Genomic DNA, 14,563 nt, shown 5'->3' on the forward strand with positions numbered 1-14,563 from the left:
TGAGAGGTGAACTCTGTTATGATATGTATAGTTGTATAGTATATGGAAAAGTTGTCGAGATGAAAGACACTTTCGACGAAAACGCCGAGCGAAAAGCCTGGATGGGTCTGCTTGCCAAGGCTCCGGAAGGCCGCGTTGCAGCCCTGCTGGATGCCGCCATGTCGCGTCCAGAATTCACATGGCTGCGCGCGCCTGAGATTGGCAGCACAATGGTTCGTGGCCGCGCCGGTGGGACTGGCGCGCCATTTAACATCGGAGAGATGACTGTCACGCGCTGCGCGCTGACGCTCGCCAGCGGTGAAGTCGGCCACGCATATATTCAGGGTCGCCGCAAATCTGATGCAGAAGCGGCGGCGCTTGTCGACGCGTTGATGCAAGGGTCCAATGCCTCAGCCGTCCGGGAGGCCGTTCTTGACCCGCTCGAGGCGGAGCGGTTCGCCGCAAAGACCGCCCGCGCCGAAAAAGCTGCCGCAACGAAGGTCGAGTTTTTCACAATGGCACGGGGAGAGGACTGATGCAGGCAACCGCTCTGGCAGGTGGGTTCGAAAATCCCGCCACCCAATCCGCCCACGCGTTCCGGAGTGTCATGGAAGCCATGGCGCGACCGGGCACGATTAAGAGTATTCAGGGTGGCGCGCCGCCCGAGCCTTTGTCCGCCGCGGCCGGAACCGTTCTTTTGACCCTGTGCGACACTGACACGCCCGTCTATCTCGCTGGCAAGGCAGACACGGACGATGTCCGCAAATGGCTGGCCTTTCATACAGGCGCCCCGCTGGCAGGACCGTCACATGCGATGTTTGCCGTCGGCGACTGGGACGCATTGTTGCCGCTTGGCAGCTATCCCGTTGGAACGCCGGAATATCCCGACCGCTCGACAACCCTGATCGTTGAATATGGTGAACTCGAAGCGGCCGGCGCAACGCTGCGCGGACCCGGGATCAAATCCGAAGCTGCGCTGTCCCTGCCGGAAACCCGCGCCTTCCAAAGCAACCGCGCACTGTTTCCACTCGGGCTCGATTTCATCTTCACCTGTGGCGACAAGTTGGCGGCATTGCCGCGCAGTACGGAGGTCTCCTGATGTATGTGGCTGTAAAAGGTGGCGAGAGGGCAATTGAAAGCGCCCATGCCTGGCTTGCGGAGGAACGCCGTGGCGATACGGATGTCGCCGAACTGAGCATTGCGCAGATCCGTGAACAGTTGAAGCTGGCCGTCGATCGCGTCATGGCCGAAGGTTCGCTCTATGATCCTGACCTTGCTGCGTTGGCGATCAAGCAATCGCGCGGTGATCTGATTGAGGCAATCTTCCTGATCCGAGCTTACCGCACCACACTGCCGAGGTTCGGCGCATCGGATCCGGTGGACACGGGTGCAATGGCCTGTGATCGGCGCATCTCGGCCACGTTCAAGGATCTGCCCGGCGGGCAAGTTCTCGGGCCGACCTTCGATTACACGCACCGACTGCTCGATTTTAAACTGGCCGCCGATGGTGACGTGCCCGAAGCCCCAACACGTGAGAGCGTTCCAGGCGACGTGCCGCATGTGACAGAGTTTCTCAACCGCGAAGGCCTGATCGAAGAAGCCCCCCGCGATGATACACCGCCGCCTGACCTGACGCGCGAGCCGCTTGGAATGCCGGCTGACCGCGCGCTTCGGCTGCAAGCGCTGACCCGCGCCGATGAAGGCTTCACGCTTGGTCTCGCCTATTCCACACAGCGCGGCTACGCGCGCAACCATGCCTTTGTCGGCGAGTTGCGGATTGGTCCTGTCGCGGTGGAAATGGAAATCCCCGAGCTGGGCTTTGCCATCGAGATTGGCGAAATGACCCTGACCGAATGCGAAACCGTCAACCAGTTCAAAGGATCAAAGACCGAACCGCCGCAATTCACGCGTGGCTATGGGCTGGTCTTTGGCCAGTCCGAACGCAAGGCGATTTCCATGGCCCTGGTTGACCGCGCGCTGCGATGGGAAGAATTGGGCGAAGACAATGTTGGCGCACCTGCGCAAGACACGGAATTCGTCCTCTATCACGCGGACAATATTCAGGCGACGGGCTTTCTGGAGCACATCAAGCTGCCGCACTACGTTGATTTCCAGGCGGAATTGGAATTGGTGCGCAAACTGCGCGAGGATGCAATCTCCGCGCAAGTGCCGGAGGCGGCAGAATGACCTGGCCCGCCCCTATTTGGTGTCGAACACCCCGGCCTGCGACCGCGTGTCGATCAACCAGCCATCCGGCCCGGCCATATCGCTTGGATAATACCGTGCTACGATGCCCAGGCTCCACCGTAGCAGCGCATCAACTGCGAACGGTGCCAGCAAAGTTGCCAGACCTATCCAGATATAAAACAACATCGCGCTTTCCCCCAGACCGGTTTGTCGTCTTGGGGTGCATCAAACACAGGAATGACACAGGGATATGACAGAAGCGTCCGAATATAACTTCGCCTATCTCGATGAACAGACCAAGCGGATGATCCGCCGAGCGATCCTCAAAGGGTTGGCGATCCCCGGGTATCAGGTGCCCTTCGCCAGTCGCGAGATGCCCATGCCTTATGGTTGGGGAACCGGAGGCGTGCAGGTTTCTGCCGCCGTTCTGACGCCGGATGATACGTTCAAGGTGATCGACCAAGGTGCGGATGACACCACCAACGCCGTTTCCATTCGGTCGTTTTTTGAACGCACGGCGGGGGTTGAGACCACCACCGCGACCTCAGAGGCGAGCGTCATCCAAACCCGTCACCGCATCCCCGAAGAGCCGCTGACCGAGGATCAGATCCTCGTCTACCAGGTGCCAATCCCCGAGCCCTTACGCTTTCTGGAACCGCGCGAGAGCGAAACCCGCAAGATGCACAGCCTTGAGGAATACGGGCTGATGCATGTGAAGCTTTACGAGGATATCAGCCGTCATGGCCACATTGCGACCTCCTACGCCTATCCGGTCAAGGTCGAAGGCAGCTATGTGATGGATCCGTCACCGATCCCCAAGTTCGATAACCCAAAACTGGGCGACATGGCCGCCATCCAGCTGTTTGGCGCAGGGCGCGAGCAGCGGATATACGCGCTGCCGCCCTACACGCAGGTGGCCAGTCTAGATTTCGAAGACCACCCTTTCGAGGCCAGCAAGGCGGATCACCCCTGCGGGCTGTGCGATGCCACGGACAGCTATCTCGACGAGGTCATAATGGACGACCAGGGCGGGCGCATGTTCGTCTGCTCCGACACGGACTATTGCGAAGCCCGGCGCGCCGCTGGCCACAAAGGAAAGGACGCGGCATGACACCTTTGCTGTCAGTTCAAGGTATCACCAAACGCTACGGCGCCCATATCGGCTGCGCGGATGTCTCCTTTGATCTCTATCCCGGTGAAGTGATGGGCATTGTCGGCGAAAGCGGATCGGGCAAGTCGACGCTGTTGAACTGCATGGCGGGGCATCTAGCACCAGATACCGGGCAGGTCGTGTTCGACACGCGCGCCGACGGCCCAAAGGATACCATCACCATGTCCGAGCCCGAACGGCGGATGCTGGGGCGGACCGACTGGGCTTTTGTTCATCAGCACGCCCGTGACGGACTGCGTATGGGCGTTTCGGCCGGCGGCAATGTCGGCGAGCGGTTGATGGCGGTCGGTGAACGGCACTACGGCGACATTCGCGGCAAGGCCACAGACTGGCTGGAGCGAGTCGAGATCGACGCCGGCCGCGTCGATGATCGCCCCACAACCTTTTCCGGTGGGATGCAGCAGCGCCTGCAGATTGCCCGAAACCTCGTGACGGGGCCACGTCTCGTGTTCATGGACGAGCCCACCGGCGGGCTGGACGTGTCGGTGCAGGCGCGGCTGCTGGACCTATTGCGCGGGCTGGTACGCGACATGGGCCTGTCGGCAATCATCGTCACCCACGACCTTGCCGTTGTGCGACTGCTCGCTGACCGGCTGATGGTGATGAAATCAGGCCGAGTGGTCGAGGCGGGCCTGACCGATCAAGTTCTGGATGATCCGCAACACGCCTATTCCCAACTTCTTGTCTCTTCCGTTTTGCAAGTGTGAGTCATGACAGTTCAAATCACTCAGGCTACGGATATGGATTGCCAAGATGTGGCTTCGTTCTTGGCCACCGCCTTACCGGAAAGTTGGCGCCAGCCAGAATTGCCAGACCGCGCGCAGATTCAACGCGTCCTCTCACATAACGCGTCCATCCTTATAATCGCACGTCAAGAAGACACCGTCGTGGGGCTGGCGCTTGGATGGTGCTTCCCGAACGCCGTCGCCCAGGGCGACTCAGTCATGCTGGATGAGCTTTTGGTCGCTTCCGACTGTCGCGGGATTGGCATCGGCACTGAGTTGGTAAAGTTATTTACAAAGACAGCACGGCAGCTCGGAAAAGCACCGATCGAAGTCTGGGCAACAACAGATTTTCCGGACGAGCCAGCCGCAACCCCGTTTGCACGAACAGGCGGCCAACAGGGCGAGTTGCTGCGCCAATTCGACTGGCCAAAGGAGGCATGCGCATGATCACTCTAAATGACGTCTCGAAAACCTTCACGCTGCACAATCAAGGCAGCGCCGTGATTGAAGTCATCAGCGATGTGTCCTTTCACGTGGCACCAGGTGAATGCGTGGCGCTGACCGGGGCTTCGGGTGCGGGTAAGTCAACTCTGATGCGGATGATCTATGGCAATTACCTGACGCAATCGGGATCGATCTGCATCGGCGATGTGGACATCGTAAAGGCCGAGCCCCGCGAAATTATCGCCTTGCGCCGCGAGGTTCTGGGCTATGTCAGCCAGTTCCTGCGGGTCGTTCCGCGGGTCCCGACACTGGACGTGGTGGCCGACCCGCTCAGGGCCTTGGGTGTTCCTGCTGAGGACGTTCAGGCACGCGCACAAGACTTGCTGGCGCAGCTCAACATCCCTCAGCGGCTCTGGTCTCTGTCGCCGACAACTTTCTCCGGTGGCGAGCAGCAACGGGTGAACATCGCGCGCGGTTTTGCCCACTCATATCCCGCGATGCTTCTGGACGAGCCCACGGCGAGCTTGGATGCGACCAACCGCGAAGTCGTGTTGTCCCTGATCGAAGAGGCCAAAACCCGCGGCGCTGCGATCATCGGCATCTTCCACGACGAAGCTGCGCGCGCGCGTGTCTGCGACCGCGAGATCGACGTCAGCGCGTTCACGCCCGGAATTGCAGCATGACCAAGGGTCGCCTCATCGCAGTTGTTGGCCCATCCGGCGTAGGCAAGGACAGCGTGATGCAAGGCGTGGCCGAGGTCATGCCCAAACTGCACCTTGTCCGGCGTGTCATCACGCGCGCTCCCGGTCTGGGCGGCGAGGACTACGACGCTGTCTCTGAGGCGCAGTTTCAGGATCTTGTAAGCGATGGTGCATTCGCCGTTCATTGGGGCGCGCATGGACTGTTCTATGGCATTCCACAAACAGTGAGATACCAGCTGAACAAGGGCACCGACTGCCTTGCCAACTTCTCGCGGAAAGCGCTTCAGGCAGGTGCAAATGCGTTCCCCAACTTCGTCGTTATGAACATCACGGCCGAGCCCGAGACTTTGGCCGCCCGGTTGGCGGCACGCGGTCGCGAGTCCGAGGCCGATATCGCCAGACGCTTGGCCGAGGCGACAAAGCCGCTACCGACAGGTCTGGACGTCATCACGCTTTCCAATGACGGACCGCTCAACCAGACAATCGCGCGCGCAGCTCGACTGCTTCACCCCGTGAGCGTATAGCGATGGATCAGTTCAAAGTACCCATCCTGCCGTTCGCCGCAAAGCGCGATTTGATCCGCGACAAAGGGCGTTGGCAAATCCGGCATCTGACCTTGCAAAGTGTCTGTCCAACGGCGCACGTCCTCTTTGGGCAACCGGCCCGAGAGTGTGAGATGAAATCGGAACTCCTCGAAGACGTAAGGATAGCCCCACTCCACGAGCAACATCTCCTGCCTGTGGCTCAATCCCGCCTTGCGCCGCCGCACAAGCTCTGCTTCGCTCGCTGGCGCGCGAAACCCGTCAAGATCGCGAACACATGCCTCAGCAACACGCTGCAAAACGTCCAGCGGCCCAAAGGGCGTGAGCGCCAGAAATCGACCCAACTGCGTCAATTTCAGTCCGTCACAAACCGCGGGCGACAGCACAGCCGCCAAGCCGGATACAGCCGCTTCAAGAGCCTCTTGCGTTTGCCCCTCTTTCAAGCGGAATGGCGGTTTCAGGGTTCCGTGAAAGCCGTATTTGCGCGGTGTCATCGTGATGTCATGCAAACCGGGCACATCGAACCCCGGCACCTTACGGCCCGTCACAACATCCCAGCCCAGCCATTTCGCGCCGAATTCGGCCAGCGGGCCCTCGGGCGGCACATAGTAAATTGCGAAACGAGCGTATGACATGAATTCCCCTTTTCCTGCATCGTCTTTGACAAACGCATGTGACACTTCGATGTCAGCAGACCTTTGTCTTGCCAATGCTCAGCTTGTTTTGTCAGATCGGGTAGCGCTTGGGTCGATCACGATCGAAGCAGGCGTCATTTCCCAGATCGCAGAAGGGGACAGCATCCCGACAGGCGCTTTGGATTGCGGTGGGGATCTGGTTTTGCCAGGTCTTGTGGAGTTGCATACCGACAATGTCGAGCGCCACATCGAGCCGCGCCCCGAGGTTGACTGGCCTCATCTTCCCGCCCTGCTGGCCCACGACGCAGAACTGGCCTCGACCGGGATCACAACGGTATTCGATGCCATGCGCGTCGGGTCCATCCATTCAGGCAAAGGCCGCTATATCGACTATGCCCGCAAACTGGCCGACGAGCTCTTGGCCGCGCGCGCGGAGGGCATGTTCAAGATCAGCCACTTTCTTCACCTGCGCGCCGAGATCTGCTCAGAGACCTTGCTTGAAGAATTGGCAGCCTTTGGCCCCGAAGATCGCGTCGGCATTGTCAGCCTGATGGACCACACACCCGGACAGCGTCAATTCCGTGATCTGACGGCGCTCAAGACCTACGTCGCAAAGAAGCGTGGTATGAACGATGCCGAATTTGCCGAGCATGTGGAAAACCTGCTCAGCCTCCAGGAGCGGTTCGGCGCCAAGCACGAAATGGGCGCGGTGGCCGAGGCAACCCGTTTGGGCGCCGTTCTGGCCAGCCATGACGACACGACGGCAGAGCATGTTGCGACCTCCGCCAAGAACGGCGTTGGTTTCGCCGAATTCCCGACGACGGTCGAGGCCGCACAGGCCTGCCGCGCGCATGGCATCGCCGTGATGATGGGTGCGCCGAACCTGATCCGCGGTGGGTCGCACTCCGGCAACGTCGCCGCCGAAGATCTGGCTAAGCAGGACCTGCTGGACATCGTCTCATCTGACTATGTTCCTTCGGCGCTGCTGCTCTCTGCCTTCCATCTCGCTCGAATCTGGGATGATCTGCCGCGCGCGATTGCAACTGTCACCCGCAACCCGGCGCAGGCAGCGCGCCTTGAGGATCGCGGCGTTCTACAAGTCGGGATGCGGGGCGATGTTCTGCGGGTTCGCCAAACCGAAGCGGCGCCACTTCTGCGCGGGGTGTGGAGCCAAGGAACAAAAATTGGCTGAGCAGGGTGTTGTTACCCAGAGAACGGTTTTGATCGCGCAAGCAGCCATCGGGTAATCTCTGCTTCAGAGGCCCCCGAAAACTCAGCTGCCTCGTTCGGGTCGAACCTATCTTTGGCGACGTCAAAAACTCTAGGTGACTTTCGACCCTTTGGCTTGAACCAGATGGCAGCAATGGCGTTTCTGCCGTCGGTCTCGGCGATGTAGTGAGTGATGATCATGGCGAGCAGCTGTGTAACAGTTTAATGAAGATTAACCGCGTTCAGGCTGCATGCCAACGCTAGATCGTTGATGCCAATTTTTGCTTATTTTTTGGGAGCTAAACCCAATCGGGTCGATTGAAATCCGAGCCGATGCGTCGCGAATCGACCTGTTGGTTGAAGGTCGCGTTCACTCCACCAGGCCGAGGCTTTTTAGGTAGGCAAAGCCCTGAGGGATGTCTGATTTCCGACGAAGCTCCAGCACCAGATGCGGGTCGGATGCGCAATCTGCCAAGGCACGAAACACCTCTTGCCAATGGATCTCGCCTTCGCCCGGTGCCCAGTGCCGGTCGGCGTGCCCGTCGAGGTCTTGCAGATGAACATGGCGCAATTGATCGCCCGCATCGCGCACGAAATAGTCCACGGGTGGCGCGCCGGACATACGGCGCGCAAGATGCGCGTGGCCGGTGTCGATGGAGAGCGCAATCGCGTCGCTGTCAAAACTGTCGACCATGGCGCGGCGGCTGGCCGGGTCGACATCCAGAATGTTCTCGATCACCAGCGTGATCCCCGCCGTCTCCGCCGCTTTGACGACTGGCATCATCACATCATGGATACGCTCCAGCTTGGCCTCCCAATAATTCGGCTTGTTCAGCCGGTTCCATGCGTACCAACGGTTGAATGGCGAATGCAGCACCATCTGCCGGGCGCCTAGTCGATCCGCCGCGTCCAACGCTTTGAGATACCGCGCAGTAATGAGCGGGCGCAGCTCGGGGTCTTTGTTATCCATATCAAGACCTTCGTATGGCCCATGGATCCCGAGACGCCCCTCGAACCCGTCCAATGCCTCTTTTGCAGCGCTAATGCGGTCTTCGAATTCAATGGTTAGGTCCTTATGCGTGCTGAAGCCCTGCAATTCGATGTCACGCGCAGCGTCGAAGAGCCACCCGCGATGGCCCACGATCTCATTTGGTTCGAGGCAAGCGCCAATCTTAAGCGGGGTCATAGGCTGGGACTCTCCTTGGGTCTTCGATCTTGAGATAGGCGAGGAATGCAACAGCCACGCAAAACGCCATAACGGCAAAGCTCCACCAGCCGCCATAGACCTGCGTGAGCCAGGCAAAGACGAACGGCGCCGTTGCGTTGACGGCCATCGACACAGACGCAATCCAGCCAAGCCGTGTGCCATAGCCCTTGTGGCCAAAGAGCGCGAGCGGCAGCGTGCCGCGCACGATCGTCTTGATTCCGTCGCCCATGCCATAAATTGCCGCAGCAATCAGGATACCGGGCACGGTGAAACCAACCGACAACAGGACCGCGAAACCGCCGAACTGGAGCGACAATGCAAAAAGGTAGGTGCCCAGCGGGTGCATGTTGCGGGTGATCAACATCTCGAAGAATCGCCCGACCGTCTTGAAAGGGCCTATGACAGCACCGGCAAGGGCGGCCATCGCGGCGGTATGCCCAAGGTCCTGCACATTCGTGACCCAAAGCGTCATCACGGCCCCCATCAAGTAGCCAGAGAAGATGAAGGAGATCACCATCCAGAGCATCCCACGCTTGCGCGCCGATCCCTGCAACTCGGGCCAGTCCGAAGTTTTTGCCCTTTTCGCGCCTTGTGCGTCTCGTTCCGGACCACGCAGGACAGAAACATGGATCGGCAGGGAAACGATCAGATAGGCCAACCCAAGGATCACCCAGGTTGTTTGCCAGCCATGGGCGTTGAACAGCGCCAGTGTCAGCGGCCAGAAGATCGTCGAGGCAACTCCGCCAAAAAGAGTGATGATTGAGATCGAGCGCTGCGCAGGTACATTCAGATCAAGGCGCGCCATAGCGGCAAAGGCCACGTTATACAGCACAAACATGCCTGCGCCTTCAGCCACAAGGATCGTAACGAATAGCTGCTGCCATGTGGTGACTTGGCTCATGGCGATTAGCGCCAGTCCTGCTACGACCGAGCCGCCCACCATGACCCAGCGACCGCCAAAGCGGTCTGTCAGGTGCCCTGAAAGCGGCGAGACCAGCCCGCCGAACAACAGCCCGGCTGAAAGAACACCAAAGATCTGGCTCAGGCTCAGTCCAAGATCAGCGGCCATATGCGGTAAAAGCACCGCATAGGCATACATCAAGGTGCCATAGCCCATGATCTGCGTGATCCCGAGGCCAATGGCGGGCATGTAGTCCCGGTTCCATGTCATGCAGCAAGCGGTATCCCGCGATAGGCGCAGCGGCCAGCCACCCAGGTGCCTTGGATCGCTGGGGTTTGTCCTTGCGGCCAATCCACCAGCACCAGATCGGCACGCTTGCCTACAGCGATGTCTCCCCGGTCGTCGAGACCCATGGCCCGTGCCGGACCGTTTGAGACCAGCGACCACAAGGCCAGACGATCCGCGCGCTTCTCGCGATCCAGCCGATCAATCGCGGCCAGCATGGCAGGATAAAAGTAGTCAGACGCCAGCGCATCGCACAGACCCGCCTCGACCATATCGCCCGCGCCAAGCGATCCGATATGGCTGCCACCGCGCACCGCGTTTGGCGCGCCAAAGATGATCAGATCGCCCCCGACGCGTGCCGCCTCGGCCGCCTCTATCACCATCGGAAACTCGGCTACAGACGCGCCCAGATCGCGGAAGTACGCCCTCGTCTCGGCGCGGGTGTCGTCATGACTCAGCATCGGTGCGCCCGCGTCATAGGCCATTTTCGCAACCTTTGCGATGGCCCCCGGCACATCGCCCCGACGATCCCAGACCTTACCCAGCATGGCGATATAATCTTCTTCGCTGAGGCCCGCACGATGCGCCTTAGAGGCCGTGCGCTTCTTCATCCGTTCATCATCAAGCGACGCAATCGAGAAATCCGGGGACAGCTCAAAGGCCCGGTCCTGGATAGGCACATCATAGGCGCGCATCGTCATCGAGGTGTGATCGTTGAAGGCGACAGACGGCAGAAGCGGTCCTTTCAGCGCCCACTCGATCACATCAAGCGCTTCGCAGGCGAATGTCTCCCACCTCAGTTGCACCCGGTTCTCTACCGTCAGACGCGGCGCGAGGTCCTGCATGGCCTGCATCAGTTCGCGCCCGCGCGCAACGTCGCGCAAGCCCGGCTCCCACCCCAAAGTGATGGCATGATAGGCCGTGGCGATCCCATTGGCGGCCAACTGCCGGTCGGTGTCAATCAAGGCGGTTTCTGTCGGGAAATAGACCCCGGGACGCGGCATCATCTGCCGCTCGAACGCATCCCCGTGCACATCGATCAGCGCAGGCGCGAGGATCTTGCCGCGCGCGTCGATTTCCAGACCCTGAACCGGACCACCAATTTCGACGATGGTCCCGCTTTCCATCGTGACGGTTGTATCCGCAATCTCACCAGGCAGGTAAACCTCCGCCCCCACGAAGGTCTGGATCATGCCTGACGCTCCAGTATGAGATGCCAGTGCCAGGACCCGGGCTTTTCATGCTCACGATCCTCCATCCACATCACCTCGAACCCCTGGAAGAGGGCTAGCATCTCTACCGCGCCGCAATAGTAATGCGGGTGGCGCTTGTCCGATCCGTCTTCGTCAAACACCCATGTGTTGCGGGATATTTCGCGCGGACCGTTCAGCTTTTCGCGGTCGACCCAAAGGCGGCGCTTGGACAGCATTGTCAGCATGAAGGTCCCGCCCGGTTTCAGCACCCGGCGCACCTCGGCAATGGTGTTCAGAAGCACGGTTTCGTCGCCGTGGTAGATCACGTTCCAGCTGAGCACATGGTCGAACGCGCCATCCTCGAACGGCAGATTATCCATGCGACCCAGTTGGGTTGTCACGCCGGTGGCTGCCTTGTCGATTTCGGTCAAGCCCTCGGGGGCGGCGTCCAGCGCCGTCAGTTCAAATCCGGCCGCTTGCAGGGCCAAGGCATGACGGCCTACTCCGGCCCCGAGGTCAAGGATGGCGGCGCCTGCTGCCAGCCCTTCGGCCCAGCGTTTGACATCCGGCTCGGGCGTCAGCCATTTGGAGCCTACTTCAATCTCGTCCCAGATCTTGCTCCAATGCTGGTCCGCCGTGTCGGTCTTGGTGATGACGTTCAACGTTGTTCTCCGATGATCTTGGTCCGGGCCCAGCCCGAAAGGTATTCGATTGAGATGACCACGACAGCGATCATCAAGATAACGGTCATGGCTGTCGGGTAGTCAAAAAGGTCAAATCCAACCTTCAACTCGATCCCGATGCCCCCCGCCCCCACAAGGCCCAGGATGGTCGAGGATCGCACCGCTTTCTCCGTCGCAAAGAGAGAGGTCGATATGAATGCGGGCATTGCTGCCGGGATCGTGGCGCAGGCGACCACGTCCAGTTTGCGCGCACCGGTGGCTGTCAGGCTTTCCGACGGACCTTTGTCTGCGGCCTCCATGTCATCTGCGAAGAACCGACCGCAGAAGCCGATCGTGTCGATGGCAATGGCGAGCATACCAGCGAACGGTCCAAGGCCCACAGCAACAACAAAGACCAAGGCCCATGCGATATCCGGGACGGCCCGAATGAACCCGAGCGCAGTGCGCACTATCTGATTGATCCAAGTCGGCGCGATCAGCCCACGCGCGGCCAACAGAGCAATCGGGACCGATAGAATGATCCCGATCACCGCGCCCGCGAGCGCGATCTGCAAGGTCTCCAGCATTTTCCAGCCCAGCCGCGCCAGCACTTTCGGGTCTAGGTTGGGCGGGAAAGCACGGACTATGAAGTCAGCAAAACGTGGCGGCGAAGAGATGACCTTGTCGATGGAAAAGCCTGCCCCCGCAAAGGACCACAGGATGATCACGATCGCGGCGGCATAGCCCAGAAAGGCCAGCGCCGAGGGGCGCTGATAGCGGGAGGGAAGCCCCATGTAACGAGACGCGTCAGTCATATAGCCCTCGCAAGTCTTGGGCGCTGAGGCTCGATGCCCGCGCATCCAGCGGCATGCCCTCATCAGCCAGGCCAAGCACTCGCTCGCCGTATCGAAGGGCATGGTCAATATTGTGCGAGATGAAGATCACCGTCACACCCTCCTGGCGGGCAAGATCAAAGAACAGATCCATGACGTCTTCGCCTGCTGCCGGATCAAGCGAGGCGGTCGGTTCATCTGCAATCAGGATCTTGGGCTGACCAACCAGCGCACGGGCAATGGCAACACGCTGTGATTGTCCACCCGACAAGCGATCCGCTCGGCGGTTTGCCAGATGCGCCAATCCGACTTTTTCAAGCGCCGCGAGCGCCGCCTCGCGCGACGCGATTGGCGCGAAGCTCTGGCTCCAGTGGCGGAAGCCGGGGCGCTGGCCTAGCAGCCCTTGCACGACATTCGAAAGAACCGACAGGCGCGGTACCAAATTGTGCTTCTGACTCACAAGTCCCATCTGCGCCCGCATGGCGCGCAGGCCCGCGCTAGACGCGTTCTGCACATCTGTGCCCAGCACATTGATCACGCCCGCATCGGCTGGGATCAACCCCATCAGGCATCGCAGCAGCGTGGATTTCCCGGTGCCATTCGCGCCGACAATGGCCACGGCCTCGCCGCGAGACAGACCAAACGAGACATCTTTGAAGATCGGCGTTCCGGCAAAACTTTTGGCGAGCCCCGCTACACGCAGATCAACAGGCAAAACCGGGGCAGACACTACTGCCCCGGTCTGATCCGGCCGCGCGGGCGCGACCAGTGTTTCGACACTCAACTCAGTCACCAATGAAATTGTCGAACTGTGGGTAGCCTGCATTCGAATACATCGAACGAACATAGTCGTAGGCGCTGTCCTCGATCGAGACGAGGTCCATGCCAACGTATTTGTCGTTCTCTTCATGTGCAGTGATGCCCGCAATAATGCTGTCCTTGTTGGCCAGGATCGCATCGCGCACTTTCATCGCGGCCTCTTGAGGCACATGGGCACCAACCATGATCATGTCGTTCGGCAGATCGCCCGAGCGCGCAATCATCTTGAAGAAACCATAGGGCAGGTCGGTTTCCTTGTTGCGCACGTTTAGCCAGCTGCCTGCGTTTGACCCCAAAGCGTCTACGTCACCATTCTTCAGCGCTTCATGGGCGATGTTACGGCTGGTGTGCGTCTTCTCGATGTCGTTGACCGGGTCGAGGCCGTAATCCGCCAGAACCTGCATCGGGCAAAGCATGTTGGAAGTGGAACCGATGTCGCCAAAGGCAACCTTCTTGCCCTTCAAGTCGGCCACTGTGTTGATGCCGCTATCTGCGCGCACGACGATGGCGCAGTGATAGTCAGGACGTCCAAGGCCGATGATCGGTGTGGCGTTGGTCAGCTTGTTGATGACCACATATTCCGCAGGGCCAGATACAACGAAATCGACGGTTTCGCCGCGCAGTGCTTCTGCCGCCGCAGTGCGCGAGTTCACGGCAAAGAATTCAAACGTGTCGCCAGTGGCCGCTTCAAGCGCATCCTTGAACGGACCCCATTCCAATTGAAGGCGCTCCATGCCCTCAACATCAGTGACAGCCAGCTTCCAGGTTTCAGCGTGGGCCGCGACAGCAGCAGTGATCGCCAGCGCAGCGCCAGCCAGGACAGATCGAAGTTTCATGGTGATTCCCCCAATTTGAAATTCATTCGGATGATTTCGAGGGATTGAAACATCTGCGTGACAGGCGCATGACCGTTTTGTTTCGATTGCGCCTGGATGTCAGTTGACATGGTCACAAAGTGTCCTGTCGTCAGCCGTGCTATGCCATTGAGAAGTTAGGACGCACCTAGTCGGCAAATTTGCGAAACTGATTTGACGAAGCACAGTACCGCACAATCGAATGGCACAAACTCG

General features: G+C 59.7%; 18 protein-coding genes. 9 read left to right on the forward strand and 9 right to left on the reverse strand.

The genetic code is table 11. The features are described 5' to 3' along the window. Positions 1–59: 59 nt before the first annotated feature. Genes phnG through FE702_RS16855 form a run of 3 tightly spaced genes read left to right on the forward strand, consistent with a single transcriptional unit; the run spans position 60 to position 2,166 of the window. The gene (gene phnG / locus FE702_RS16845) at positions 60–515 is read left to right on the forward strand and encodes a phosphonate C-P lyase system protein PhnG (RefSeq protein ID WP_147127508.1); all 456 of its coding nucleotides are present in this window, start codon (positions 60–62) and stop codon (positions 513–515) included. Beyond that, entirely contained in the window at positions 515–1,078 is a 564-nt protein-coding gene (gene phnH, locus FE702_RS16850) for a phosphonate C-P lyase system protein PhnH (RefSeq protein WP_147127509.1), read from the forward strand. The genes phnG and phnH overlap by 1 nt, the downstream gene beginning before the upstream one ends. Then, positions 1,078–2,166 (forward strand): carbon-phosphorus lyase complex subunit, encoded by a 1,089-nt coding sequence (locus FE702_RS16855; RefSeq protein ID WP_147127510.1) that lies wholly within the window; start codon positions 1,078–1,080, stop codon positions 2,164–2,166. Before phnH ends, FE702_RS16855 begins: the two co-directional genes overlap by 1 nt. A gap of 12 nt (positions 2,167–2,178) precedes the next feature. On the opposite strand, the gene FE702_RS18685 is transcribed toward FE702_RS16855, so the two are convergent. Next, positions 2,179–2,352, reverse strand: a complete 174-nt coding sequence (locus FE702_RS18685) for a hypothetical protein (RefSeq protein ID WP_186827137.1) — start codon at positions 2,350–2,352, stop codon at positions 2,179–2,181. A gap of 64 nt (positions 2,353–2,416) precedes the next feature. Here FE702_RS18685 and FE702_RS16860 point away from each other — a divergent pair, with 64 nt between their 5' ends. From FE702_RS16860 to phnN, 5 genes are read left to right on the forward strand one after another with little or no spacing between them, the layout of a single operon-like run. Further along, on the forward strand, positions 2,417–3,277 hold the full coding sequence (locus tag FE702_RS16860; protein ID WP_147127511.1) for an alpha-D-ribose 1-methylphosphonate 5-phosphate C-P-lyase PhnJ: 861 nt from the start codon (positions 2,417–2,419) through the stop codon (positions 3,275–3,277). After that, positions 3,274–4,044, forward strand: coding sequence for a phosphonate C-P lyase system protein PhnK (gene phnK, locus FE702_RS16865; RefSeq protein WP_147127512.1), 771 nt, complete (start codon positions 3,274–3,276; stop codon positions 4,042–4,044). The genes FE702_RS16860 and phnK overlap by 4 nt, the downstream gene beginning before the upstream one ends. A gap of 3 nt (positions 4,045–4,047) precedes the next feature. Next, entirely contained in the window at positions 4,048–4,509 is a 462-nt protein-coding gene (locus FE702_RS16870) for a GNAT family N-acetyltransferase (protein WP_147127513.1), read from the forward strand. Continuing rightward, complete coding sequence (gene phnL / locus FE702_RS16875) at positions 4,506–5,189, forward strand: phosphonate C-P lyase system protein PhnL (protein WP_147127514.1); 684 nt, start codon at positions 4,506–4,508, stop codon at positions 5,187–5,189. Before FE702_RS16870 ends, phnL begins: the two co-directional genes overlap by 4 nt. Continuing rightward, positions 5,186–5,731: a phosphonate metabolism protein/1,5-bisphosphokinase (PRPP-forming) PhnN gene (phnN, locus tag FE702_RS16880; RefSeq protein ID WP_147127515.1), complete on the forward strand. Its 546-nt coding sequence runs from the start codon at positions 5,186–5,188 to the stop codon at positions 5,729–5,731. Before phnL ends, phnN begins: the two co-directional genes overlap by 4 nt. Here phnN and FE702_RS16885 read toward each other — a convergent pair. Next, positions 5,713–6,384, reverse strand: a complete 672-nt coding sequence (locus FE702_RS16885; protein WP_147127516.1) for a DUF1045 domain-containing protein — start codon at positions 6,382–6,384, stop codon at positions 5,713–5,715. The genes phnN and FE702_RS16885 overlap by 19 nt on opposite strands. A 49-nt stretch (positions 6,385–6,433) precedes the next feature. Between FE702_RS16885 and FE702_RS16890 the strand changes: the two genes are divergently transcribed. After that, positions 6,434–7,576, forward strand: coding sequence for an alpha-D-ribose 1-methylphosphonate 5-triphosphate diphosphatase (locus tag FE702_RS16890; protein ID WP_147127517.1), 1,143 nt, complete (start codon positions 6,434–6,436; stop codon positions 7,574–7,576). A gap of 387 nt (positions 7,577–7,963) precedes the next feature. On the opposite strand, the gene FE702_RS16895 is transcribed toward FE702_RS16890, so the two are convergent. From FE702_RS16895 to FE702_RS16925, 7 genes are read right to left on the reverse strand one after another with little or no spacing between them, the layout of a single operon-like run. Further along, a complete protein-coding gene (locus FE702_RS16895; protein WP_147127518.1) occupies positions 7,964–8,779 on the reverse strand; it encodes a sugar phosphate isomerase/epimerase family protein in 816 nt (271 codons plus the stop codon). After that, positions 8,766–9,971 (reverse strand): MFS transporter, encoded by a 1,206-nt coding sequence (locus FE702_RS16900; RefSeq protein ID WP_147127519.1) that lies wholly within the window; start codon positions 9,969–9,971, stop codon positions 8,766–8,768. Before FE702_RS16900 ends, FE702_RS16895 begins: the two co-directional genes overlap by 14 nt. Next, complete coding sequence (locus tag FE702_RS16905) at positions 9,968–11,179, reverse strand: alpha-D-ribose 1-methylphosphonate 5-triphosphate diphosphatase (RefSeq protein WP_147127520.1); 1,212 nt, start codon at positions 11,177–11,179, stop codon at positions 9,968–9,970. The genes FE702_RS16900 and FE702_RS16905 overlap by 4 nt, the downstream gene beginning before the upstream one ends. Beyond that, positions 11,176–11,841, reverse strand: a complete 666-nt coding sequence (locus FE702_RS16910; protein WP_255449718.1) for a class I SAM-dependent methyltransferase — start codon at positions 11,839–11,841, stop codon at positions 11,176–11,178. The genes FE702_RS16905 and FE702_RS16910 overlap by 4 nt, the downstream gene beginning before the upstream one ends. Then, positions 11,838–12,656, reverse strand: a complete 819-nt coding sequence (phnE, locus tag FE702_RS16915) for a phosphonate ABC transporter, permease protein PhnE (RefSeq protein WP_147127521.1) — start codon at positions 12,654–12,656, stop codon at positions 11,838–11,840. The genes FE702_RS16910 and phnE overlap by 4 nt, the downstream gene beginning before the upstream one ends. Then, positions 12,649–13,500 carry a phosphonate ABC transporter ATP-binding protein gene (locus FE702_RS16920; protein WP_147127522.1) on the reverse strand — a complete coding sequence of 284 codons (852 nt, stop codon included), beginning with the start codon at positions 13,498–13,500 and terminating at the stop codon, positions 12,649–12,651. Before FE702_RS16920 ends, phnE begins: the two co-directional genes overlap by 8 nt. After that, positions 13,460–14,329, reverse strand: a complete 870-nt coding sequence (locus tag FE702_RS16925; protein WP_147127523.1) for a phosphate/phosphite/phosphonate ABC transporter substrate-binding protein — start codon at positions 14,327–14,329, stop codon at positions 13,460–13,462. The genes FE702_RS16920 and FE702_RS16925 overlap by 41 nt, the downstream gene beginning before the upstream one ends. Positions 14,330–14,563: the final 234 nt, after the last annotated feature.

The sequence above is a fragment of the Shimia ponticola genome (assembly GCF_007995215.1).
Lineage (GTDB): Bacteria > Pseudomonadota > Alphaproteobacteria > Rhodobacterales > Rhodobacteraceae > Shimia_B > Shimia_B ponticola.